The 24,158-nt window shown below is 49.2% G+C and carries 21 protein-coding genes; 6 read left to right on the top strand and 15 right to left on the bottom strand.

Annotated elements, in window-relative coordinates; genetic code table 11:
- Positions 1–168: 168 nt before the first annotated feature.
- Positions 169–1,281, top strand: coding sequence for a glycosyltransferase (locus tag JVX88_RS11070; RefSeq protein ID WP_211627364.1), 1,113 nt, complete (start codon positions 169–171; stop codon positions 1,279–1,281).
- Here JVX88_RS11070 and JVX88_RS11065 read toward each other — a convergent pair.
- Together JVX88_RS11065 and JVX88_RS11060 are read right to left on the bottom strand one after the other, a co-directional pair.
- Positions 1,217–2,506, bottom strand: a complete 1,290-nt coding sequence (locus JVX88_RS11065; protein WP_211627363.1) for a M16 family metallopeptidase — start codon at positions 2,504–2,506, stop codon at positions 1,217–1,219. The two genes, JVX88_RS11070 and JVX88_RS11065, sit on opposite strands and share 65 nt — an antisense overlap.
- A 24-nt stretch (positions 2,507–2,530) precedes the next feature.
- Entirely contained in the window at positions 2,531–4,021 is a 1,491-nt protein-coding gene (locus tag JVX88_RS11060) for a M16 family metallopeptidase (protein ID WP_211627362.1), read from the bottom strand.
- Positions 4,022–4,111: 90 nt separating this feature from the next.
- Here JVX88_RS11060 and JVX88_RS11055 point away from each other — a divergent pair, with 90 nt between their 5' ends.
- Entirely contained in the window at positions 4,112–4,333 is a 222-nt protein-coding gene (locus JVX88_RS11055) for a hypothetical protein (protein WP_211627361.1), read from the top strand.
- Between the two features lie 56 nt (positions 4,334–4,389).
- On the opposite strand, the gene JVX88_RS11050 is transcribed toward JVX88_RS11055, so the two are convergent.
- Complete coding sequence (locus JVX88_RS11050; protein ID WP_225931534.1) at positions 4,390–5,901, bottom strand: peptide MFS transporter; 1,512 nt, start codon at positions 5,899–5,901, stop codon at positions 4,390–4,392.
- 84 nt (positions 5,902–5,985) lie between these two features.
- Between JVX88_RS11050 and JVX88_RS11045 the strand changes: the two genes are divergently transcribed.
- A complete protein-coding gene (locus JVX88_RS11045) occupies positions 5,986–7,533 on the top strand; it encodes a transglutaminase domain-containing protein (RefSeq protein WP_211627359.1) in 1,548 nt (515 codons plus the stop codon).
- A gap of 64 nt (positions 7,534–7,597) precedes the next feature.
- Positions 7,598–9,580 carry a DUF3857 domain-containing protein gene (locus JVX88_RS11040; protein ID WP_211627358.1) on the top strand — a complete coding sequence of 661 codons (1,983 nt, stop codon included), beginning with the start codon at positions 7,598–7,600 and terminating at the stop codon, positions 9,578–9,580.
- 69 nt (positions 9,581–9,649) lie between these two features.
- Here JVX88_RS11040 and JVX88_RS11035 read toward each other — a convergent pair whose 3' ends face one another.
- From JVX88_RS11035 to JVX88_RS11005, 7 genes are all read right to left on the bottom strand, one after another.
- On the bottom strand, positions 9,650–10,525 hold the full coding sequence (locus tag JVX88_RS11035) for a M16 family metallopeptidase (protein ID WP_211627357.1): 876 nt from the start codon (positions 10,523–10,525) through the stop codon (positions 9,650–9,652).
- A 74-nt stretch (positions 10,526–10,599) separates the two neighbouring features.
- On the bottom strand, positions 10,600–11,286 hold the full coding sequence (locus JVX88_RS11030; RefSeq protein WP_211627356.1) for an FHA domain-containing protein: 687 nt from the start codon (positions 11,284–11,286) through the stop codon (positions 10,600–10,602).
- 5 nt (positions 11,287–11,291) lie between these two features.
- Positions 11,292–12,737, bottom strand: coding sequence for an FHA domain-containing protein (locus JVX88_RS11025; protein ID WP_211627355.1), 1,446 nt, complete (start codon positions 12,735–12,737; stop codon positions 11,292–11,294).
- Positions 12,738–12,758: 21 nt separating this feature from the next.
- Entirely contained in the window at positions 12,759–14,285 is a 1,527-nt protein-coding gene (locus JVX88_RS11020) for an FHA domain-containing protein (RefSeq protein ID WP_225931385.1), read from the bottom strand.
- A gap of 92 nt (positions 14,286–14,377) precedes the next feature.
- Positions 14,378–14,848: a hypothetical protein gene (locus tag JVX88_RS11015; RefSeq protein ID WP_211627354.1), complete on the bottom strand. Its 471-nt coding sequence runs from the start codon at positions 14,846–14,848 to the stop codon at positions 14,378–14,380.
- A 27-nt stretch (positions 14,849–14,875) separates the two neighbouring features.
- Positions 14,876–15,406 (bottom strand): CBS domain-containing protein, encoded by a 531-nt coding sequence (locus tag JVX88_RS11010; protein ID WP_211627353.1) that lies wholly within the window; start codon positions 15,404–15,406, stop codon positions 14,876–14,878.
- Between the two features lie 123 nt (positions 15,407–15,529).
- Positions 15,530–17,758 (bottom strand): TonB-dependent receptor, encoded by a 2,229-nt coding sequence (locus JVX88_RS11005; RefSeq protein ID WP_211627352.1) that lies wholly within the window; start codon positions 17,756–17,758, stop codon positions 15,530–15,532.
- A 207-nt stretch (positions 17,759–17,965) separates the two neighbouring features.
- On the opposite strand from JVX88_RS11005, the gene JVX88_RS11000 reads away from it, so the two are divergent.
- Together JVX88_RS11000 and def are read left to right on the top strand one after the other, a co-directional pair.
- A complete protein-coding gene (locus JVX88_RS11000; RefSeq protein WP_211627351.1) occupies positions 17,966–18,175 on the top strand; it encodes a hypothetical protein in 210 nt (69 codons plus the stop codon).
- Positions 18,176–18,667, top strand: a complete 492-nt coding sequence (gene def, locus JVX88_RS10995) for a peptide deformylase (RefSeq protein WP_211627350.1) — start codon at positions 18,176–18,178, stop codon at positions 18,665–18,667.
- Between the two features lie 19 nt (positions 18,668–18,686).
- Here the strand turns inward: def and trmB are convergent, their stop codons facing one another.
- From trmB to hetR, 5 genes are all read right to left on the bottom strand, one after another.
- On the bottom strand, positions 18,687–19,325 hold the full coding sequence (gene trmB / locus JVX88_RS10990; protein ID WP_211627349.1) for a tRNA (guanosine(46)-N7)-methyltransferase TrmB: 639 nt from the start codon (positions 19,323–19,325) through the stop codon (positions 18,687–18,689).
- 15 nt (positions 19,326–19,340) lie between these two features.
- Entirely contained in the window at positions 19,341–20,069 is a 729-nt protein-coding gene (locus JVX88_RS10985) for a rhomboid family intramembrane serine protease (RefSeq protein WP_211627348.1), read from the bottom strand.
- 16 nt (positions 20,070–20,085) lie between these two features.
- The gene (locus JVX88_RS10980; RefSeq protein WP_211627347.1) at positions 20,086–20,697 is read right to left on the bottom strand and encodes a 7-cyano-7-deazaguanine synthase; all 612 of its coding nucleotides are present in this window, start codon (positions 20,695–20,697) and stop codon (positions 20,086–20,088) included.
- A gap of 736 nt (positions 20,698–21,433) precedes the next feature.
- A complete protein-coding gene (locus tag JVX88_RS10975) occupies positions 21,434–21,673 on the bottom strand; it encodes a hypothetical protein (protein WP_211627346.1) in 240 nt (79 codons plus the stop codon).
- A gap of 733 nt (positions 21,674–22,406) precedes the next feature.
- On the bottom strand, positions 22,407–23,462 hold the full coding sequence (gene hetR / locus JVX88_RS10970) for a heterocyst differentiation control protein (RefSeq protein WP_317134621.1): 1,056 nt from the start codon (positions 23,460–23,462) through the stop codon (positions 22,407–22,409).
- Between the last annotated feature and the right edge of the window lie 696 nt (positions 23,463–24,158).

Below are 24,158 nucleotides of genomic sequence, written 5' to 3'. Positions count from 1 at the left end.
CTTACTCTGGGGGTAAAAGGTGCGGCTGCTTTAGGGTCTGTTGAACTGATGGTAAATGTTTTATTGCGACTGGCTCTTGGGAATTACTGGAGAGTTTGAGGTCCTGGATCGTTGAGTTTGAGCTACTTAGGGCTACTTAGGTTAGGTATGATGGAGAACTGCTGAAGCATGTTATTATCCAACCAAAATTTGCCTGCAGGGCTTGATGAAGGCCAGGGCAGTGGCGAACACGTGATGCTTTTCTCCCCCTGGTATTACGGTCACCATCCTTCCTACTTGCGCCACCTGATTCTCTACTGGATACAACGCCAGCTGTCAGGACGTCTGGACATTGTTGTCATGCCAAGCTTTGTAGACAAGCATGGCGATGTAGTGGCATTAGCAGAGGAGCAGCCGAACATCCGTTTTATAGCGATTACGCCCGAAGAGCAAGCGCGCCTAGAATCCACTCCCTCCAGTCTTGGTAAGGCATTTGTACAGTACCAACTGATTGCTCATTACGCCAAGCGGCTGCGGGCTACTCATGGGGTTTTGATGCACTTTGATTCTTGTCAGATGCCTTTCATGTTAGGACTGCGGCTTCCTTGCTCATTCTCGGCAGTCTGCTTCCGGCTGACTTTTCATTACAAATATTTCTCGAATTACACCCCAACCTGGAAGGAGCGCATTCAGCAGTTTCGAGAGCAGGTTTTCCTGGATCGGTTGTTGGCCCATCCTCAGTTCAGGGTGCTATTTTGTTTGGATCCGTTGGCAGTGCCTCTGCTGAATCGATATCGCAACCGAAAGGCTGAGGCTGTTTATTTACCCGATCCGGTTGAATTGATCACTGCTTCTGAGGTCGCAGCCAGCCAACTGAGGCAGAGATTGGGAATTGAATCTGACCGCAAAGTTTTTCTGGCGTTTGGAGTGTTAGCAGACGGTCGAAAGGGAACACGGCAACTTCTAGAGGCCGTCTCTTTGTTGACATCTCAGGTTCAGCACAAGCTCTGCATCCTCCTGGCAGGAGAACCTTTTGAGGCAGGACAAGCCACCTTAGAAGAGTGGTTAATGCCTTTGCGTCAGCTGCCGGTGCAGATTGTGACTCGTTTTGGCTATTTGCCGGAGGCAGAAGTACCGCTCTACTTCAAACTAGCTGATGTGGTCGTGGCTCCCTATCAGAAGCCTGCGGGGATGAGTGGGCTACTCCTATTGGCGGCAGTGGCTCAGAAACCAGTACTCACCTCGGGTCACCGATCACGAAGAACCTTAGATTCTTCATATACTTTACCGAAACACGCCTGACATCTTCAGGCGTTACTTTCTGTATTTCATCAATAAAATTTAATGATCTTCTCCAGCCGCCGCCGAGCAGCTCATAGCGAGCCAATTCTCTTACTTGTGCCGCGTTTGTTTCGTGCTGAAGATAGTAGGTCGTGAGAAAATAACCCGCTATTCCGTCATATTGATCCGGATCGATCAATTCGGTCCTCATCGCATTTATCTCCCCGATCATAGCGGTAACTGCCCTATTTGGTTCGACCGAGGTTACATATATATTTGCGGTATTTGCAGCGTTGTCGTCCATCTCGGCATTGGGTGCGTAGGAAAGGTTCAGTCGTCCCCGAACCTCTTGATAGACTCTGCTTTGTAGTATCGTTATTGCGACGCGCATTGCGTAATAGTCCGGGTCAGCAAGCGAAGGAGCAGCGAATACACCTTTAACATAGTTTGTTTGCACCGGACGCTGAGTTACATCTACCGTCGGGATAGCAAAGGCTAGCTTTTCTATCGGCGTGTCACGGTATGTACCTCGAGGCAGTGAGCCAAACGAGGCAGTTGCTTGTTTGCGAAATTCGGCGGGATCGATGTCGCCAACGATAACAAGCAATAGCCGTGAGGTTTGCAACAGAGACCGGTGATAGCTTTTGAGATCGTTCAATGTCAATTTACCGATAGTTTCTACTGTTCCCGTTGGGTCTGCTCCGTATGGATGCCCGGCATAAAGCGTTCGTGTCTCAAGCATTACAAGTGCATCATCTGGGCTGATCCCGCGATTCCGCAAGCCAGTAATAGCCCGGTCGCGAACCTGGTCAAAATCTGCCTGAGCAAATGCCGGATTTAGAACGATATCCGTAAATATCTCCCACGTGCGGTCAAAATTCGGACGCGTAGAAGACATAGATATAACACCGTAATCATAACCGGAAGATGCCCCGATGATGCTTCCCGTACGGGAAAGTTCTCGCCGAAGTGCCTCACGGGGAAACTTTCGGCTTCCTTCTGCGGCAACGTTCAGAGCGAGTGATTCGATCCCTGCTTGTTCGGGTTTCTGGTTGCGGACTCCACCGCGAACGAAAAGTCCGGCAGAGATCGTAGGCGCGGCGGCTCGACGCTTTACTATCACCTTCAGACCGTTGATCTCAAACTCAGAGATCGCTGGATTTGAGAGGTTAGGTATGCTGTTCTGCGCGGCAGTCGGGATGGCAAACGCAGCAAAAAGGATAAAGACAGAGACTCGTTTTAGCATATTGGTCGCGTTGAAATTCTATTTTTACTTGCCGATCAGATCGGCTTCGGTCAGCTTTGCTGCTGCTTTCGCGTCGGGAGAGAGCATCGCAACTGAAACGTGCGGTTTTCCGATGATATAGGTATTCAGATACTTGCTGACATCTGCACGTGAAACTGCCCTAAGTGCTCTGTGGTACCCACGATAGTAGTCGACACCCGTGGAAGACCACCAAAAGCCGAGCGCGTGAGTGTATTCGCTAAGCTTTTCGCGGCGATAGAGGTCTTCGGCCTCAAGCAGATTCTTTGCGTTCGACAGCTCTTCGTCGGAATAGTAACCCGGGGAGTCAAAAAGTGCTATCTGTTTGTAAAGTTCAGCAAGAGCGGCCTTTGCCCGGTCGGGCGATGTAACAAGGGTGATGCGTATCGGACCTGTGTTTCGCTGTGTGTAATAGTGGACACTAAGCCCGACGGCGAGTCCGCTGTCAATAAGCGCGCGCTGCAGCTTGGAGTTAGGCTGCTCCATTATGAATGAGAATACGTCGGCAGCATATGTTCCGGCATCGTCCTTTCCGATCGAAGGGCCATGCCAGCCGATCTGCACAACCACGTTCTCAACATCTTGTTCGACGATGATGCCTTTGCTTTTTTCGAGTGGCGGATGTTCGACCATCGGGAATTTGATGAAAGGATCCTCTCCTTTCTGCCAAATCCCAAAAAGCTCTTCGGCCAATTTGAACACGCGTTCTGGCTGAACATCACCGGTTACTATGAGTGCCGAATTGTTAGGGATGTAGTACCTAGACTGAATAAGGCGCATCTTTTCTGTAGTAGCTGCAGCCACGGTCTCACGAGTTCCACCCGGACTTTTACGTGTCGGATACTTATAGAAAAGATTGTCCATCAAGGTGCGGTCAAGGTAATAAAATGGCTCAGAAAGATTTCGATCGAGTTCACCCAAGACGACCTGGATCTCCTGACGAAGTTCTTCTTCGATGAATGAGGGGAACAGCGTGGCATCACGCATATACCGCATTATCATCTCAAGGTGTTCGCTTGTTGTGCTGAAAAAGTAATTGACGTACTCTTCGTGAGTTGTGCCATTACGGACATAGCCTGCCTTGTCAAGATCCCGAACGTATGCAACGCTGCCGATCTGCGACCGCAGTCTCATCGGCTCGTCACAGATAGGATTTCGCCCTCCGCGAAGAATGAATGGTTCGCATTGTGCAAGCAAAACCGCGTTGTTCGTTTTGAAGAACATATGCTCGTAAAGATGCGAGAGGCCATTCAACTCCGGCGGCTCTGTAAACGAGCCGTTGCGGACGGCAAGTTCGACTGTTACCAGCGGCACGCTCTGATCCTGAAGGACGATCACCTCAAGCCCGTTCGGAAGTGTTTTATTAACAAACGGGACCGTGAACTCAGCATTTGTCGGAGTTGGGGCCGGGACCGGTCTGTTTGCCGCAGTTTGTCCAACTATCGGAGCTAAAGCCAAAAACAGCGAGATTGTAAAAGCAAGGAATGGTTTTTTCACTATGGGTGAGCTCCCCTTGAATATTCTGTATAAGGACAATTAACCTTTAAAGATAAACTAAAACTAATCTACCATACGGAGATCAGATAAATGGAACGAGACAATATGATGCACGGAGCACGTACTGCGTTGAATACAATCCCCGAGATGCGCGAGTGGGCTGAAACATACCTCAAAGAAAAAACTCGTGCCGAGATGCCGGAGCTTTCAGATGAAGAATTTGAAAAATACTGGAAATACCATAAACCTGAGATAATACACGCTGGCGCCGCCGAAGCAGCCTTGGCGTACCGGTCTCGCAACAATGAATAAAAAGTCGGGCACTTATGATGAATGTGCCCGATGATAAAAGGTTTCTAGACACATCATCACTCTTTAGGAAGATCAGGAACTTCCTGCGTCGGATCGATAGGCTGATCGGCCCCTTTTCTTTCCTTCATCATTCGCGCGATCGGGACCGCCAGGATCACAAGCAAAACGGCTGCACCGCCGAGGAACAACGTGGTTGTCGTGAACAGTTTCGGCATTAACTCTAGCTTTTCGGGGTCGACATTTCCTGCAACCAGGCCGCCGATAAGGTTACCGAGTGCCGATGCGATGAACCAGATGCCCATTATCTGGCCGACAAAACGTTTCGGGGAGAGTGTTGTCATTGATGATAGCCCGACGGGGCTGATGAAAAGCTCACCGAGCGTGATGAAGAAATAAAACGTTATTAGCCACATCGGCGAGACCCTGATACCGCCGCCGCCGATCACAACATTCGCCGCAAAGATCATTATCAAGAAGCTGAGAGCAGCGAAACCCAACCCAATGGCAAACTTGACCGGGCTTGAAAGATTGACATTTCTTCTCCCGAGGAAAGTCCAGAAGCCCGCGATCACGGGAGCAAGGAGTATTATGAACGCTGAATTTATTATCTGGAACCAAGTTGCCGGTATCTCAAACCCTCCGACCATTCGGTCAGTAAAGTCATAGGCGAAAAGGTTCAACGCCGTTGGTGTTTGCTCGAATGCCGACCAGAAAATGGCTGCAAAGATGAACAGCACGGCAATAACGACGACACGCTTTTTCTCATCAGTCGAAAGTCCGCCGAAGATGAAAAGATATGCGAAATAAGCGAACGCGATGGCGATCAGTGCATAGGCAAGATAGGTGCCGACAATCGGAGCATTGATCGTCAGAACGCCCGTAGCTACAAGGATGACGACGAGGGCAAGTAAAGCGAGTCCGATGCCCGTAAAAAGTTTAACTTGTGCCTGCTGTTTTGCCTGGATTGCCGGGTCGGGATGGCGTGAGGGCTCGGAACCAATGTTAGCAAGCGTTTTCGGTGACATTAGCCAAAACTGTATAAGGCCGAGGAACATCGCTATGCCCGCTGCACTAAAGCCCCAGTGCCAACCGATCTTTTCTCCAAGGAACCCCGTGATGAACTGACCGATCAATGCACCGATATTGATGCCCATATAGAAGATCGAAAATCCGGCGTCCTGTCGTGCTCCGCCTTCGGGATATAGGTCACCGACCATTGCAGAGATGTTGGGCTTCAGAAGGCCGGTGCCTAGCACGATAAATATCAGCCCAAGGAAGAACGGCAATTTGTGTTCGACAAGGCCTGAGATGCCTATGGTCAGGTGGCCTAGGGATATCAGCGCACCGCCATAAAGAACCGCCCTTCGCAGGCCCAAAAGCTTGTCAGCGATCCACCCGCCGGGAAGCGATGCCAGATATACGCACGAAGCATAGATACCTACAATTGCACCGACCTCACTCCTGTCCCAGCCCCAGCCGCCTTGCGTAACCGCAGCGACCATAAATAGCGTCAAAAGCGGTCTCAAACCGTAAAACGAAAAGCGTTCCCACATCTCTGTGAAGAACAGGTTTTCGAACGCGATATCGTAAAGGCAAACGGATTTAAGGTAAAGGCAAAGACGATCGCATTTCCAGGGTTAGATGTCGGTTCCGTGGTCGAATATCGGTACAAGGAGGTTATTGATGATGCCGCGGCCAATATGCGGCTGATCTTCCAGCGGGAAATACCGATTCGTGAGATCGCCTATTATGTAAAACCCTTTTCCGGAACTCGCGCAATGGCCTATCACCCGTTCAATATACGCGAGGTGAAATTTGAGAAGGATAAGGATGGCTTTTACAAGGCTGCGATGAAGAACGTCAAGGCCTTCAAAGAAGAGCCATCGATGCTTCCCGAAGACGAGGTTAAATCTTGGGTATTCATTTATTACACAAGCGGGCAGTTCAAGACCGTCGATGAATATTGGCGTTCGGTTAGCAAAAGCACCTACGACCTTCAAGATAAGAATTTGAAGCCAAATAGTGAAGTGAAACAAGCAACAGAGACTCTCCTTGCAGGTGCATCAACCGATGAAGAGAAACTCCGGAGGATCTACGAATTCGCTAAGACCCAGATCGTGAATACCTCGTATGCTGAGAATGTTACCGAAGAACAAAAGAAGCAGGCTGCAAAAAACAAGAGCGCAGGCGATACCCTTAAGAACAAAGTTGGTACGGCAGGCGACATAGATCAGCTTTTTGGCGCAATGGCGCGAGCCGCCGGGTACGATGCTCGCGTTGCATTTTCGGGAAACCGCAGCGACCTTTTCTTTAATCCGCGAGTGCCGAGCTTTAGCTTGATGCTCGGTTCATCAAGTATTGCCGTCAAGCTCGGCAACGACTGGCGATTCTTCAGCCCGGCAAGTTATTTCACTCCATTCGGGATGATGAGTTGGATAGAAGAGGATCTTGTGGCTCTGATCCCCGACCCTAAAGAACTTATTTGGAAAGACATACCGCTTTCCGGCCCCGAAGTTTCGATGGAGAAACGTACCGGCAAGTTTAAGTTAAGTGAAGATGGCACGCTTACTGGAGAAGGCCGGATCGAGTTCACAGGACACCAAGCCTTTACACGCAAAATGCTTAATAGAGGCGATTCCGCCAGCGTGCAGGAAGACCGGCTTAAGACCTATATTCGCTCGCGAGTGTTCGGCACGGCCGAAATTGATAGCTTTACTATTGAGAATGTGAACGATCCGGAAAAGCCATTTGTTTATACCTTCAAAATCCGTGTCCCCGGTTATGCCGTTCGGACAGGCCGAAGGCTTTTCTTCCAGCCGAATGTATTTGAACGGAACTCGCAGCCACGATTTACATCCAACACGCGTGTTCACGATATTTACTTTACGTATCCTTTTTCTGAATCCGATCAGATCGAGATAGAACTTCCTAAAGGGTACAGTCTTGAGAATGCGGAAACGCCAAGCGACATCAAGGATGCACAAGGAATTGCCACGCACGAGGTGAAGGCATTCTCTATCAACGGCGGCAAGATGCTTCGATACGAGCGCAAATTCAGCTTCGGGAACGGAGGCTATATAAGGTTCCCCGTGGGAAGCTATTCTGCTATTAAAAGTCTATTTGAAGAATTCAATAAAGCCGCTGTACATCAACTAACGCTTCGTTCGAACGAGACCGCTTCTGCCGGTCCCAATAATTGATCATATTGATCGCAGGCTGGCCGGAAGTTGAAAGGCTTCCGGCCGCATCTTCCACGGAGGTAACATGCTTCTTCTTTCCTACCCGATCTCCAGATCAATCTTTGTTGCTCTTTCGATCGTACTGTTCACATTTTCCGTCGCTGCTCAAAAGGTCCCCCAGTGGCTAACACAGGCGGCTACCCAACAGACGCCTGCCTATGACATACGCAATGTTCCGGCAGTGGTTCTTCTAAATGAAGAATCAGTGAACATCAGTTCCGACGGAACAATTGTTCGCACTGTTCGACACGCCGTGCGAATACTTGAGCGCGAGGGGCGACGCGAGGCCGTAGGCCGTGTCATATATCAGACCGACACTGATAAGGTAAAGGGTCTTGAATCCTGGCTGATCAGACGCAATGGACAAGTTAAGGCGTACGGCAAGAAAGAGATGGTTGACTTGGCCCTTGTTGATAACGATCTTTACAATGAGGCCCGCCAATCAATGATTGTGGCCCGAGATGATGCGGATGTCGGCGATGTATTCGGATTTGAGTCCGTGCTTGAGGAGAAGTCCATCTTCAGCCAGTTCCATTTTAGTTTTCAATACAACCTGCCGGTTCTCTCATCTCGATTCACCTTGAATATGCCAAGCGGTTGGCGTGCGGAAAGCGTTACCTTTAATACAAAGAGGATCGAGCCGACCATAACAGCCGGTTCACACGTTTGGCAGATGGCAGATCTTAAACCCATTCGGCCCGAGCCGCGAAGCCCTAGGCTTTCAAGTATGGTTCCGCGGATCGCAGTAAGCATCTTTCCCGAAACGCCAACGGCGACGCGTTTGAGGACGTTCTCTAACTGGAATGATGTGGCAACTTGGATGGCCTCGATCGAGGACCCTCAGGTGATAATGAGTCCGCAGTTGACGGCTAAAGCGAAAGAACTGACCGAGAATGCCTCAAATGAATTTGAAAAGATCAGGGCTATCTCCCGTTACGTCCAAAATATACAGTATATCTCGATCCAGATAGGCACGGGCCGAGGCGGTGGTTATACACCCAGATCCTCGGCGGAGGTGTTTGCTCGGTCGTATGGCGATTGCAAAGACAAAGCAAATCTGATGCGCGCGATGCTTCGGGCTGTTGGGATCGATTCATATCTGGTTAGTATTACCGCTGACGATCCGGATTACGTCAGGGCAGAGTGGGCCTCGCCCCATCAATTCAATCACTGCATCATTGCTATAAAGATCGGCGACCAGACCTTGGTCGAATCCGTAGTAACACATCCGACGCTCGGACGGCTCCTGATCTTTGACCCGACCGATCCGTACACACCGATCGGCGACTTGCCAGAGGATCAACAGGGCAGTCTAGCTTTAATCGATCATAAGGACACACAAGAGCTGACGCGAATGCCCGTGCTTTCTGCTGATGCAAATCGTATGGAGCGCGTGATAGAGGCCACTTTGATGCCAGATGGCTCGATCAAAGGTTCAGTAACCGAGCGAACGACGGGACAACCGGCCCGACAGGAACGTTCCCAAATGAAGAATCTTTCGCGTGAAGATTACACCCGCGTCATTGACCGTTGGATATCGCGCGGAGCCGCCGGGGCGACCACTTCAAATATTGTTACCGCAGACAATCATGATGATGGGCGTTTCGATCTTAAGGTGGATTTTTCGGCAAGGAGTTATGCTCAATTGATGCAGGACCGCCTAATGGTATTTCGTCCGGCGATCATTGGCAGACTTGACCGATTGACCTTCGGTGATGGTCGTCGGATGACGCCCTACATGATCGATGCTTCTCGCTACACCGAAAAAGCGAAGATAAAATTACCGGAGAATTTCGAGGTGGACGAGATCCCGGAGTCGGCCAAGTTTGAATCAGAATTCGGAAGGTATGACGTTTTTTACAAGATCGAAGATGGTCATCTCCACTTCATTCGCTCGCTTGAGCTAAAGCGAGCTCGCATCGCACCTGAGAAATACGATTCGGTCGAGAGGTTCTTTGGTCGTATACTTTCTATCGAACAGAGCCCGGTCGTATTGCTCAGAAAATGATCAACTAATTAGAAAATAGGGAGACACCAACCAAATTGCTGCCTCCCTTTGTTTGTCAGCCAAGAATGCCTATTCAGAGACCGGTTTACCGTCAGCATCAAGGATCTGGATCGAATATCCAAGTTCCTTTAGACCGGGTTCAATTACCTTTCTGTCTCCGACGATAACGATCGCCATACGCGAGGGATCAAGATAGCTTTTCGCCACGCGATTTACGTCAGCCAACGTTACGGCATTGACCCGAGCGATGTAATCGTTGAAGTAATTGTCTGGCAGACCATAAGTTACGAGGTTGGCGATCTGATTGGAGATCGCTCCTACAGTCTCAAATCCCGCCGGATACCGCCGAATTAGGCTTTGCTTGTTGTAATCAAGTTCACGTTGGGTTATCGGGTTTCCATCACGGATACCGTTTAATTCTTTCATAAACTCAACAATTGCTTCCTTCGTAACCGCGGTCTGGATATCGCCGCCCGCGGAGAACGGCCCAGGGCCGCGCCGGAATGCAAAGCTGCTCCGTGCCCCATAGGTATAACCCTTATCTTCACGGAGATTAAGGTTAACGCGCGAAGTAAAAGCACCGCCGAGCACCGAATTCATCACCAAAACCGGAAAGTAATCAGGATGCATACGGCTAATGCCAACGTGCCCGATCGATACTACCGATTGTGCCGAATTCGGTCGATCAACAAGATAGATCGAGGTCTTTTCGAGCGGCTTGGCCGCGGCCAATTCACCGTTTCGGACAGTGCCGGGCTTCCATTCTGCAAAAGCTTTCTCCATCTTTGAACGTAAAGCACCTTTGTCAAAGTCGCCCACTATGATCAAAACGGCATTATTGGGACGATAGGTAGATTCAAATTGCTTGATCACGTCATCTCGGGTGATCGCACGGATCGTGGCTTCATTGTTATCACGTCCGTAAGGGTGTTCCCCATAAAGCACCTTGTTGTAAACAACATTGCTGATCGCATTGGGATTCGCTCTCTGTTGGCGAAGTCCTACCAGCGACCTCGCTTTTAGGCTTTCAAGCTCACTTGCGACGGATCATCCACGACCGGGCCGGTTGTGGTCGGGGCGGTCTGCTGAGTTCCGGGCCCTTTAGGTAAATTGGCGTCAGTAGGCTTATCGTCCGTATCCTCTATATCGGGGTCGCGGTCTTCGATCGTTACCAACTTCGGTTGAACTTTTCCGCTACGTGAAGCCGCAAGATATATGATCACGCCGGCGAACAACAATATCACGATAGCGAACATCGAGAGCATCAAAAGCACGCCCGTTGGAATGCCTTTCTTCTTTGCTTTACCTTGCGGTTGGGCTGCCGAAGCCGGCGGTGATTGACTTCCGTGCTCTTGTTCAGCGGAGGCGGACTCCGGAAGATCTTCTTTGAGAACTTCTTCGTTTTCCACTTCGGCAGATCCCAATTCGATGACCACGCCGCCGAGATCAAGCGTATCTCCATCTCGAATCTCTGTTTCAACAAGAATATCCTCACCGTTTAGAAGAGTTCCATTCGCGGAGCCAAGATCAGTAAGAAAATGCGAGTCGTTCCGTTTTTCGATGACGCAATGTTGGCGCGAAAGGCGACTGTCTCGAATACAAAGATCGCAATCCGAATGGCGCCCGATGACAAAACGATCCCGGTCAATATTGACCTGCTGTTCGTCTCCGACCTCGTTATGGAATTTAAGACAAAGTTGCGCCATGGGTATTAATTCGAATAGCTGGAAAGCGGCTTGAGTTTAAGTCCGAACTCTTGCGGATGCTCGCCGATTATAGCTGCGGCAAAAAACTTTGGGACATACTTGAAATTCTCCGATTGGAACTGAGCTGAGAGCTTTTCTCCATTCGCGATCAGCGTCCAAAAATCACGCGGAAGTCCTTTTCCGGACTCAAGCGCTTTGACCAGGTTGGAACTAAGTCCGCCTTCACCGCTGTTATAGCTGCCGATCGCCAAGGGCACGCTTGCCGGCCCAGTTCCGTAGCGGGCGGTCAAAGCTTTCATATAGGAAGCCGCGGCACGGGCGGCAGGCTCAGGTTCGCACCGTTCATCAGGGTTGTCCGGCGTCGCCCCGGAACGCGTCTTCAGCCCGTGCAATTCGCCGGTCGCTTTTGTGAACTGAAACATTCCAAGCGGGCCTGTATGGCTTTGAAGACAAACGCAATGTTCTGATTCGATCATTGCCAGATAAAGCCCTATGCGCGGATCGACACCCTTTTCGTTGAACGCCCTTATAATAAATGGGGCGTTCTTGCTGGCTCGTTCGTATGTTGCCTGCAGATTGTCGCCCCAAGGACGGCGCGAGGGACATCCATTCATACTTTTTGAGTTAACCCGTGACGCAAAACCCTCTGTAAAGGATTTGATCTTGTCGAGCGCGTTATCCGGAATAGCGTCGCTTTTATTGTTGCCAATGATCTGCGCGATGCGCATTGACCTATCGCGAAGATACTCGCGTTTCTCGCTTTCGGAAAGCTGCATATAGGTCTTGCCGGCAGGCATCACGTAAGGAGGCTTTTCGGTACCTCCCACTGTGCCGGTCGTTGGCATTACGATGGGCTTGTCATCGCCGTTGGAGGGGATCGAGATTGGCGATGTTTTCGTCGTCGGGCGATCGTCCTTTGCGGGCGTTGGGTCATCTTCAACGTCAGTATCGCGTACATCCCGTGCGGCAGAGTTACCTTTGCTGCCAAAGACCTGAAAAGCAATGAAAACACCTGAAGTGCTAACAATAAGCAGCGCGATGGCGATCAACGCGATCGGGATGATGCTGATAGGACCTGTTGGCTCGCTCGTGCTCGTTTTCACGGCGGATGATTCGCTAGGAATTGACGCATTCGCCGCAACCACTTTTCCAAGATGCCTTATCTGAACTCGAAGAACGGTTTGATGGCCGATCTTAATTGAATCGCCATCCTTTAGCGGAATGCCGGCTCCCTGGACCTCAACGCCATTAACAAAAGTGCCATTGGAGGAATTCTCATCAACGATCCAAACCCTCTCGCCGTCCTTGTAGATCGTGGCGTGAAGCCGCGACAGACCGTCATCAACAAAACGGTATTCTGCCTCACTCCCCCGCCCAAAGGTCGCCTTCCCGCCATCGATCACTATCTCACGCGAACCTTCGGGGGTCGGATATGTTAGGACGACTTCCATCTTCTTGAAGACACGACAATATCACAGAGCCAATTTATATAACTCAGACAAAGGCCTATCGTTCTTGAGTCCGAATTTGTCAGGATTCTCAGCCACAAGCCCCGCGGCAAAAAACCGCACTAACTGTTCACGCTCCTGAGTACCTTTTATAGACTTCCAAACATCGGTACGGTCTTGCGGCAACGTGCTTTTCCATGCCGCTGCATCAGCGGTCGATTTCCCAAATGCCGCAATTCCGTAAATGATATCGCCTTCAAATATACCGATGACGACCTCCTTCATATAGATGGCTGAAGCTTTCGCGGCACAATTCTGTGACGGATCTGAAAGCTTTTCGTTTCCGCAAAGCCCGTTATAGCGGTTCGATGTTACGAATTCGTTGGTCATCCGCCAGAGCCCTTCCTCACTTCCCTTTTTGGCCGGATCAAACCCGCTCCGGCTCATTGCAAGGAAATAACCAATGCGTGGATCCAGGTTCTGTTCGGTCACGTATGCAACATTTATGACATCCTTGAACTTTGAAGCTCTTTCGAAATGGCCGCCTTTGGAGTATTCGGCAGTTCGGCGTCTAACCTCTTGCAGGAACTGAGGGTCGGAAACGTTATATTTCCTGCCTCCGGCGATCTGGGTAGCAAAAGCGATGACAATTTGTTGAAACTCTATCGGAGAAAGTTCCTTTGTCTTTGATCCGATTTGTCCTGGTTCTTTTTGTCCGGTAACTACGACTGGTTCCGGTTCCGGCTTTGTAAGTTTCCGCGTTTCAAAGGCAATAAGCACCGAACTTTGTTGCGGCAATTGATTACCGTCTCGATCTATCAGAACAAGACTGAGTACATGGTCGCCGCCATCAGCAAGGTCAGGGAAATTCTTGGGGTCTAATTGAACCGTGAATGGCGGATCTGTTGATGTGGCGATCGGCTGTCCGTCGATCGTGTAAACCGCCTGCACCACACACGACCCATCCTTCAGATCTATCTCTATCTCGCCGGGTTTATCGATCGTCTCACCGAATTCGGGATTGACTATTCGGGCCGTTGCGGAACACGATGCTCCGCGGAAAAAGTAAACCGCAGCGGCCACCGCAACAAAAAGCACTGCAACACAACAGATCGCTCCGGCTATCAAAAACATCATCCCCGAACCGCTTTTCTGCGTGGCGGGTACAGGAATATTCAGATCATTTCCGCCCAGAGTTTCTATCTGCTCGGGACCATCACCCTCGGCAATGGCTGCCTCGGATATTGCGTTATCGGCCGACGAGGCATCCTTCAAAGCCTCACCAAATACCACCTTTGTTGAGCCGCCTAAAAGTATCTCATCTCCGGCCTTCAAAAACGCCTCTCCCTTTACCGGCACTCCATTGAGAGCAGTTCCGTTGCTGCTGTCAAGATCGATCAGACAGTATTCATTCCCTCGCGGCTCGATCTCGGCATGGTATCTGGAAACGTTGGGATCTTCAGGAAAAGCAACATCATTATCCGATGCGCGCCCAAGCGTAACGACGGCATCTCCGATCTCGAATTCATTGTCTCCGTAATGCAATCTCACTTCGATCGGATCCTCTTAAAGCTCAATAAGCCGCGGCCATTATCGAACCGCGGCAACAAAGAAAGGACGAAATGGAACATCTCGATTTGCGGCTAGTTGATCGTCGCTTCAGGCGTCGATGCCAGCAAATACCAAACCACTGCCACGAACATGGCGGCCAATACGAAAAACACGATCAAAAGCAAGAGTAGGGTCAATAATTTGCCTATCGAACCTTTTTTTTGTGTCGGCTGCTGCTCGAGCGGCTCCGATACCTCGAGAACCTCTTCAAGAATATCTGGCTGTGGCTCAACGTTAATTTCCGAGCTTTCTATCGTTTCGATTGCTTCATTCCGCGTTTCATTCTCAGCACCTGCACCGTCCTTCACTATCTGGGTCTGAACCGGAACATCTGACTGCTGCACGTAGCCTTTCGGCAAGTAGCCGCTTGTCTTTTTGAACACAGGCTCGGGCATCTTCCATTCCGAACTTGTCGATCCCTCAGGTCGATCAGGCTGCGGAGGGGTAGTATCAAGCTCGTTCGTTTCGTCCGATGCTATTGGCTGCATATCCTCGCTGCTCATACTCGTAAATGAGCCTCCTCGATCTAATTAAACGTCAAGTTCAAGTACATCTGAACGTGTGATTATCCCAGTGATGCGTTTGAAATCTTCTATCAAAACGGCGGGATGCTTTTGCAATTTTGCCTTGATCTCTGAAAGGCTTGTATCTACCTCCACTACCGGAAAGCTTTTGTCCATTATGTCGGAAACCTTTCCGTCCAAAAGTTCGCGATTTTGAAGCAGCTTCGCAAGTATGTGGCTTTCCCTAAGGCTTCCGACTGACGTATGGCCTTCAAGGACCGGTATTTGCGTTACGCCCGCTTCGTCCATTTTTCGTAGTGCCTCACTGACGAGTTCATCCGGCGCACAGAAGATCAATTCCGCCGGAGCCCCTTGATCCTTCGTTTCGCTTATCAATCCCGCCGTGATCCGCTGCGGCTCTAGCAAGAGCTTTTCCTTCATCCATTCATCAGAATGAAACTTCGTCAGGTAATGCTCACCGGTATCGCAAACGATGAACACTACAACCGAACACGCCAATCGTCGAACCGGGAAGTATTGTCTTTCGCACCATCGCAATTGGGTCAGAAGTTCAAAAGCGATAGGTTAACGCGAAATCGTTATTTTGGCGAATCGAGAGGGATCTTCTAACTAGATTGAGCTGTTTTGATGAGTTTATTGGCCATACCTAAATTTATAATTTCAATTCCATCGTAAGCCCGCGCGAATGGTGAGGGGGGCTGTGATGGTCCGGAGCGGAGTGCGGCCTGTCGAGTATCTGGAATCGAATGCATTCTCGATCGCCGCAAAAAAAGCCGCCTTATACTTTATTCGTCGTGAGTAGAAAAGATCGAGTTGTGCATAAGGTTCGAGCCGAAATAGATTCAGGTCATCGTCAAACTGCTTTCCGGAAGAGCGAAATTGCGCCGCAGCCTGCCAACGTTCTTTAGAATAACGTGCTTGAAAAGTAAATTGATGGCGCGGGATCTGCGGAACAAATTTGCCTGACGGCTGCGTATCCGTTCCTACAGTTGTGATCCGAGAATCCAAAAGAAGATAACCGGAATTCAGAGAGAGATTACCGCGGGTGAAGCTAAGATCGACCTCGATCCCGCATACGTTTATCCTACCCGCATTCTGCCGCTGGCGAGTTATCAGGTTCGGTGTAGATGAAACAGAAATATTTGCAATGCCACGATCGATTATCGAATGGAAATAACTTGAGCGAATACCGAAGGTTTTACCAAAGAAACTCGCTCCGGTTTCAAAGTTTGCAGCACGTTCGGCCCGCAGGTTCTCATTTGCATTCGTCACCACGTTCCCTAGCCGGAACCCGCGATAAAGTTCATTCAGCGTCGGTGAACGAAAACTGCGCGATGCTACTCCGTGAACGGCGATCCGGTCGGTAGCCTGCCACCGGACGGAAAACTGTGGACTCAGAGCTTCTTCGCCTCGATCTGGGAAAACTGTTGACGAGCCGATGCCGCTTATTGTGTTTAGCGTCGCAGAAAGTGCGCGGAAATTATTCCACCGATCAACTCGGATCGATCCGGAAAGTATCAGACGATCTGAAAGCGTGAACACGTCCTTCACAGAGATTCCGAACGTGCGTTCCCGCCCGCCAGATCCAGACCGAGAGGTAGCAGTTCCATTTACAATACCAAGTTCGTCGCTCGCTCCACGTACTTCACGAAGATCAACACCTGTAGTGATGAAATGTTGCCGGATCGATCCGGCAACACTGGCGGAAATCCCGATGTTCTGAGACGGTGAACGCTGGATCCGTGTCAGTGCTTCAGATGTCCTGTTAGAATTAACCGCCGAGAATGATTGATCATAAACCTGGGTTCCACCATAAATTCGCCAGGAGATCCTCCCATTTTTCACCGTATTAACGGGGAAGAGTTCAGCATCACCTCCTAAGACAAAATTTCGCGATGTTGTCCGGTTGACTTGAGCCGAAGTGCCGTTAGTCCGTGCTTCCTGAAAATATACCGGTCTGAAAAACAGAGTGAATGAGCGATCGAATGACCGTTGAAACAGCGCCGTGAGGTTGGAGCTCCGAACACCGGCGAATGAATCGACTGGTCCGCGATCGGCTGCGGCGACCGGAATATATCCGCGAGTTTGAAAATGTCCGCCTGAGGCCGTGAGGATCCATTGACGTATCTTGGCGCCGGAAAAAACCGAGACACCAAAGGTTTTGGAGGAGCCACCGAATATCTCTCCTGAGATCGTTGGGCCATTTGCAGGTTTTCGAGTACGTAGGTCGATCGCTCCACTCAAAGCAGAACTAGGATAAAGGTTTGAAGCCCCGCCGCGGAGCACTTCCACTGTTTCAACCGAGATAGGAGCCACCCGGTTCCATTGGACCCAACCGCCAAATGGATCATTCAAGGGAACTCCATCCAGCATCACCAGAGAGCGACTTGCTCCGCTAGCTCCGGTCCCGCGCAGCGAAACACCCTGAGCAGTCGGATTCGCATTTTGGCCGCTTGTCCGACGGAAAAGTGAAAACCCCGGGATCTGCCTTAATATGTCATCCAATGTAGCCGCAGCGGAAGTTTCAATTCCTTCACGGCCCAGTGCTACTACGCTCTCTGGGGATTCACCGATCTTTGTGGGAGCTCGGGTTATATTTATAACAACCGACCCCAGCGAAGCGCTCTGGGGCAATTCGAGCACGATCCGCAGACCGGGCAAAAGAAGGTCTTTTTCGGTTAGGGTGTTCCTAGACACTGCGAAACCAGCCGCAAACACCTCGATGATCGAGCCAATATCGGGAAGACCGAGACAAACATAGTTTTGGTTTTTCTCGAGGCATCGCGTTCGCCGCCCGTCTTTCTCAATAAGAAATACTGAGGCGTTGGGAACATGATCGGCGTTCGCATCAACTACTGATATGCCCAGATCGCGAGGCTGCGCTGACACTGCGCCCACTAAAGCAAGCAAAAGAAGGCTTTTCAATATTGAACCCAACATTTCTGGTACGGAAGCAGCCGCAGTGCGGATCAGAGCTCTTGGAACTTTTAGCTTACGACTATACACTTTACCTGATACAGATCCATTTTTCGCGCCGATAACCATTAGAATGTGTCGGCAGCAGATAAACATTTATCAAGTGAGGTCAGGACCACGATGATCGAATCTATTGATCCCGCGATCCCACAAAAACCGTTGGCCAGATGTAACCGATGCGATCGGGAAACGGCACATTACAACACTTTTTTCTCACCAACTAATCAGCGTGAGAATGTTTGCTGGGAATGTCTTGCACGTGAAGAAAAAGGCTTTTTTGCACATCGATCATTCCGCCGTGGTGCCCGAAGCGGTGTTATCCCTCGTTAGATGGCCATCAGAAAAATAACTGAATATCCTGCCCCGGTGCTTCGTCAGATGGGAAAACCGGTTGAAAAGTTCGATGAGCACCTCGCTGAACTTTGCGAAGATATGTTCGACACCATGTACGATGATGGCGGTGTGGGGCTAGCGGCTCCTCAGATAGGTTTGAATTTGCGGCTGTTCGTTATGGATTGCGATGGAATAAAGCTTATTGCCGCAAACCCTGAAATAATTCAAACCGAGGGCGAACAATCGGGACAGGAAGGCTGTCTTTCGGTTGGCAAGGTGCCGGCAGTAGTTTCACGCCCGATGAAAGCCCGTCTCCGAGCACAGAATGAAAAGGGCGAATGGTTTGAAAGAGATGCCGAAGGCTATGCCGCGCGCTGCTTCCTGCACGAAACTGACCACTGCGACGGCAAACTTTTTATTGACCACCTGCCAAAACTCCGCCGAGAAATGGTGATCAAACGGTTCAATAAAGAAAAGAATTGGAAGTGATCACGACTTTGCTTCTACTTCAGCCCAGAGGATCTTCCTGCATTGAGAACATTCCTCTAAATATCGGCATATTTTTGTCCTCAACGGCTTTTTCGCGTTCGGTCTTGACCGGGAACGGATTTATTGTGATCGAAGATTCACTAAACCGGGAATCGCCGCGGAAAAGAGCGAACATCTCCTCAGCGAGGAATTCTATATCGGTTTGGATGAAGACCTTACCCTGTGGTGCCAAATGTTTTGCGATCGCGTCAACCATTTCTTTATTGACCATTCGGCGTTTTGCATGTTTTTTCTTGAACCACGGATCGGGAAATTGAATGGTCACAGCCTGAAGGGTTTTCGCCGGGATATTCTCAAGTAATCGGTCCATCCAAAGCATCGCGTTGCAGAAGACGTAATGCAGATTCGTTAGCCCCGCTGCGGATGCAAGTCGATCTGCTTCTTTAACAAGCGGTTCCCGGATCTCAACGCCGAGGTAATTCCATTCAGGTTCGAGCTCCGCCATTCGCAATAAAAATCTTCCACGTGCGCACCCAATATCGAGAAGCAGTGGTTTCCTCGGTTCAGCAAAGACCGCATCAATGTCTATGGGTTTTGGGGCTTGCCTAAAATAGGGAGCGAGTGGGTTTACATGTTGGTGGACTCTTACGCGGGGCATTGCAATAGGTCTAGGCTATAAAGCGGGCGATAGTATCAGGTAAATACTGAACGCTGAAACTGCGATAAATGTGCCGAGCGCGATCAAGCCGGCGGTAGCCGCAGAGGTGTTGGCCTCTCGCGGATCGACGTACGGATCGGAAGGGATCTGTATGAGCCCATAAATTCCGCCAACGAGCAGACCGCCGATATGCCCATAGTTATCGATCACTTCATAGAGTATGAATCCAAAGATCAAAATGAAGCCGATGTTTATCAACAGATTTTTACGGAATTCCGGAGAGACGAACTGCCTCCGTTTGAATGCGTAAACTGCTAGGTAACTTACAACACCAAGAATCCCTCCTGATGCACCGACCGAGATGCCATCAGGCATAAAGATGAGACTCAAGATACCGCCGCCAATAGCAGCCAGAAGAAATACGATGGCAAGATGAGCGCGATTCGAAAGGAACTCAAAAAGTCTCCCGAAACTGTAGAAGGCATATGAATTGAAGAAGATATGCAAAAGGCCGCCGTGCAGCGCAGCTCCGGTCAATATGCGCCAATATTCGCCGCGCAAGAAAAGAGGCTTAACGAAACCGGCCGATTCGATCGATGGGCCAAGCCCGGCATAGAATTGTGCAGCCGTCACAGCTATGAAGCAAGCGATCAAAATGCATGTGTAGGACGGCACACCGAACCGTTCGCGTTCCGGCGGCTGCTCCTGATCGTTTTGTTGTTCCTCAACTACTTCGAAAGACAAAATTACCTCTATTCAATTACATCGCCAATCCGCCGTCAGGCTGGATGACCTGGCCGGTACAGGTTAGATCGATGGGCACATCCAGGTTAACGGCCAGCTTGACGATGTCCAACTTGCTGTGGTTGAGCAGAGGAGTCTCTACCAACGGCGTGAAGTCTTGCGTAAACCACGAACCGGTTGATAATTCCAGCATTTTATCTAAAGCTCTGCGGGCCGTATAGTAACAATCATGCACTGCGTTACCGCGTTGATCCAGACCAATGTAGATTCGCTTAGCGCCCTTCGCTTCTGCTAGAGATAGAGCAATCGACAGAAAGATCATATTGCGGTTGGGAACATAGAGCGGCGAAGCCTGCTGGTCCATAGCCATTGCAGAAATGGATGATGCATGGTTAGAGTGAGCTAAGGTTGAGCCAGTCCACAGGTGCATGTCAACTGAACTAATAAAGTATTGCTCAATTGCATAATGATCAACCAGGAGCTGAGCCGCACGCAGTTCGCGAGCATGGCCCTGACCGTAGTAGATCGAAAGCGCAATCACTTCATAGTTTTGTTTCAGGGCAAGCGCTGTAGTAACAGCACTATTTAGCCCTCCAGAAAGCAGAACGATCACTTTTTCTGGTTTCATACGACCTCCAATTAATTCTGCTGTTGCGGTTAGTTGATCCCCATTCGTCTCAGTTCATCTTAGTCAGCTCAAAAGTAACTGTTGCCCTATTACTCGTTCGATTTGGCTGAAGGGAACAAATGCTTCTTTGGGCAGTAGAATTGGCTTGGCTGCAAAAATCAACTTACCTCGCAAGCTCAACCGATCAACTGCAACACCACAGGGATACCGTGTCTGATCTGAACAAGAATTGTGATAGGCACGGTAGATAGAACAGGCAGCTGCTAAAAGAGATGATTCAGAAGTTGATGATTCAGAAGTTATTGAGCCAGCATTCTGCGAATTTAGATTAGTTCTTGATTTTGGCATAAATAAACTACTCCTGCAGAAATGTCCAACAATGTTCAATAACGTTACAATAACGTTCAATGTTGCAGTTCAAATTTTCAGGTAAAAGGTAAGATCCAATTACATAACATACTTGTGCTATACACTCTCCCATACACCCTCGCGTTACACATTAAAAATCTCATCCTTCTAGACCATCAGACTCACAATCAAAACAGCCTCATCTCTAGCGGTTCACGTTGCCCTAGGAACCAGAGTGCTGATGCATTGCAGTTCCTCAAAGTCCCCCAGTAATAGCCATACAGCTTGAGGAAGGGGGACTATAGCTCTACGGGCATTCAGGAACGGCACCCAGAACAGCACCCAGAACAGTGAGCTGAGAAAACCCCTTCCGGAAGGTCTGTCTTTTCTAACCAAGTACACCTGTAGCCGCTATGATTCTACCGCTGCCTCTATCATCTTCATCACCGCCAAAGGCAACCAAACAAGCCAGATTTTGGAGGAGTTCAGTGCTCAGCGCTAATGCTTCACAACAACGAAAAGCAGAAGAAGTCATAGTAAAACTCCAAGAAATCTTTTTTGCCAACATCTGAAGATAGCTCCTTTGTTTTTCAATTAACTGAAATTCAACTGTGAGGGCAGTAAACATCCTGTTGTAGCCTAATTGGATCGAACAAATCAGACAGTCTTAAGAATGAGAAAAATGAGCAAACTTATCCATCTCTGGCAGGGTAAATCCTGTCTCTACTGCATTCATAATCTACAAAAGCGGGTTAGTTTCGTACATGCAGTAATTCAAACCAATTGACCTTTACTGCAACAAACCAAGAAATACGCGCACAACATTTGATCTACATAACTATCATCGAAGAATGAGCAGAAGTTTCCTGAACTAAGCTCATACAAGTGATGCTACATCTACTGATTTAACAAGTATGCTGAGCACCTACTAAAACCATAATTGAATTGACAGGAGTTCAAGAAGGGGGTTCCAGCCCCCTATTTTAGAACTATTAAAAAGTGAATTTTGAGATCGTGCCATCTGAGGGTTTCCTACTATCTTCACAGCTGGATTAAATCATTCCTGATATCTGACTTTTTCTGACTTTTCCACACTTTTTCGAGCCGACAAAGTCAGAGTAGCTATTTAAGCTAGAAATTGATCAACCAGATTCTTCACCTGCGACCAACACCGAAGTAGCGCGCTTGAATAATTAGCCAGATTGCACAGTGGCAGTCACTCGTTAACAGGCAAAATAGTTGCCCTGAATTTACCCATTGACTGAAGTCATGATATTAGACAACCCACTCGTAAGGGGTAGTTCCAGCCCATCTACCAAGCGCTTCTCGACCGCTAAACTTTAACTACTAAACTTTGACCGCTAAACAATAACATCAGGTCGTACCCCAGCTACCGATTGCAAAACAACCGGCCTTCCGTTGGGGCGATGATAGCGATTTGCCCAAGTGCTGATCAGCTGATCTAGCTCTTCTAGGGCCTGATCAATCTGCTCGGTTGGAATGTTCAATTCCTCCAAAATACGAATGACTTGTGGCTGCCGGCTAGCCCAGCTTCTCATCAGGCTAAAATACTGCGCCGTATCTTCTACGGCAGTGTAAGCTCGTTCCTGATCATCCAGAGGGGCATAGAAAGTGCGCATTAGGGCAAAATAGGGCACTCCCCAAGAGGAATCAATTCGAGTGACGGTTCCAGAATGAATCAAGCGGCGCTTGATATGGTCGGCCATTGCTTCACTCAGAGGCACTTGATGGTCAGACGGCAAATCCTCTTGAGAGCGGCTGTGCAGTAGCTCTAGCAGATCCATAAACTGGATGCCGTTGATCAATTGGGCAGGCGGCAAATTGTCCGGCAGTTTTTCCTCAATCAAGCGCTTTTCGGACAAGGTTAAACTGTTGCCGGAAATACGAGACCGACCGGGCTGCCAAGGATGCAGTTCCAGCCACAGATAAGGAAACTGAATCAGGTAGCGTGGCTCGTGTGACCCCAACATCTTCAACAGCTTGCCTTCGCTGAGGGCACGCTCCACCTCTTCCACAATCACCTTCACCCGCTTCGGTTCAATGTGGTGCAGTTGGCCGGTCAAGCGCAGATTCTGCCCTTCTTCAATGTAGGTGGTGTAGATGGCGCATTTAGCAGCGGTGGCGGCGGCATCTAGGAAGGCTCCATGCCGGTGTCCGCTGGTGTGCATGGCACTGAAGGCAAGATGTAGCATAATCTGATCCAGCGCACTGGGACCAAAATGCTTAATTAATGCATGTTTAATGGTTGAGGAAGTCGAAGAACAAGCTGCTGTAGGGTCTTGAGAGCTTGAAGTAGAATTACCGGCATCACCCTCCTGATCAAACGGCTCTTGAGATCGCTGAACAGCAGAATGATTTTGTCGAGCTTTGAACAGATCTTTGAGTTTTTCAACCATTAGTTCATTCCTAAATTCAGTAACAGCAAATTTACTAATTCACCAGATTAATTGGGTTGGGTACGAGCTAAGCAATCGAAGTGATCAGCCCCTATCAACGTCGATGGTTGAAGAAATGAGTCTAATGCTTGTCCTACCGCCAACAGAGCTATATAGCACCCTGCGAAGCATCTCAAAGCAGGGCATTTGCTGAAGTTAAAAGTTTTGCCACTCTATCGCAAACGTCCCGGTTCTATCCGGTACAGTTCAGCCTCCAAATTGGCAACGCTCTGGTTTTTCAGCATAAATTTCAGTCACTTATCAACTGCAACTTCTCTCGTCCAAAATGAGATAGTGCATAGAACGCTTATAAAAAAATAAGTGAGTTATCAACACTCAAAGAAGGGGGTTGCAACCCCCTATTTCAGCAACTAGGCTAATACTGAAGCGGTGAATTAGATTTATTCCTAGCGTATTGCCTAATGAAATGGCGATGCGACCCACCGGATAAAGTCAAAACAACTATAGAAACAGATACACCAACAGCAACAATATTTTTGTTTTATTTAATATTACAGGATTAGCTCTAGATTCTGCTAACCTGCCGGTTGAGTTAGCGTAGTGGAAAGAAAGATAGCTATGTCACCGTAAATACAGAGCTGTTAGTTAATGTCATTGACTGCGATCACATAGGATCGATGAGATTAGCTACTCGAT

It is taken from the genome of Leptolyngbya sp. 7M (genome assembly GCF_018128485.1).
Note: the sequence above shows the minus strand (reverse complement) of the source record. Positions and strands in the feature narration are given on the sequence as shown.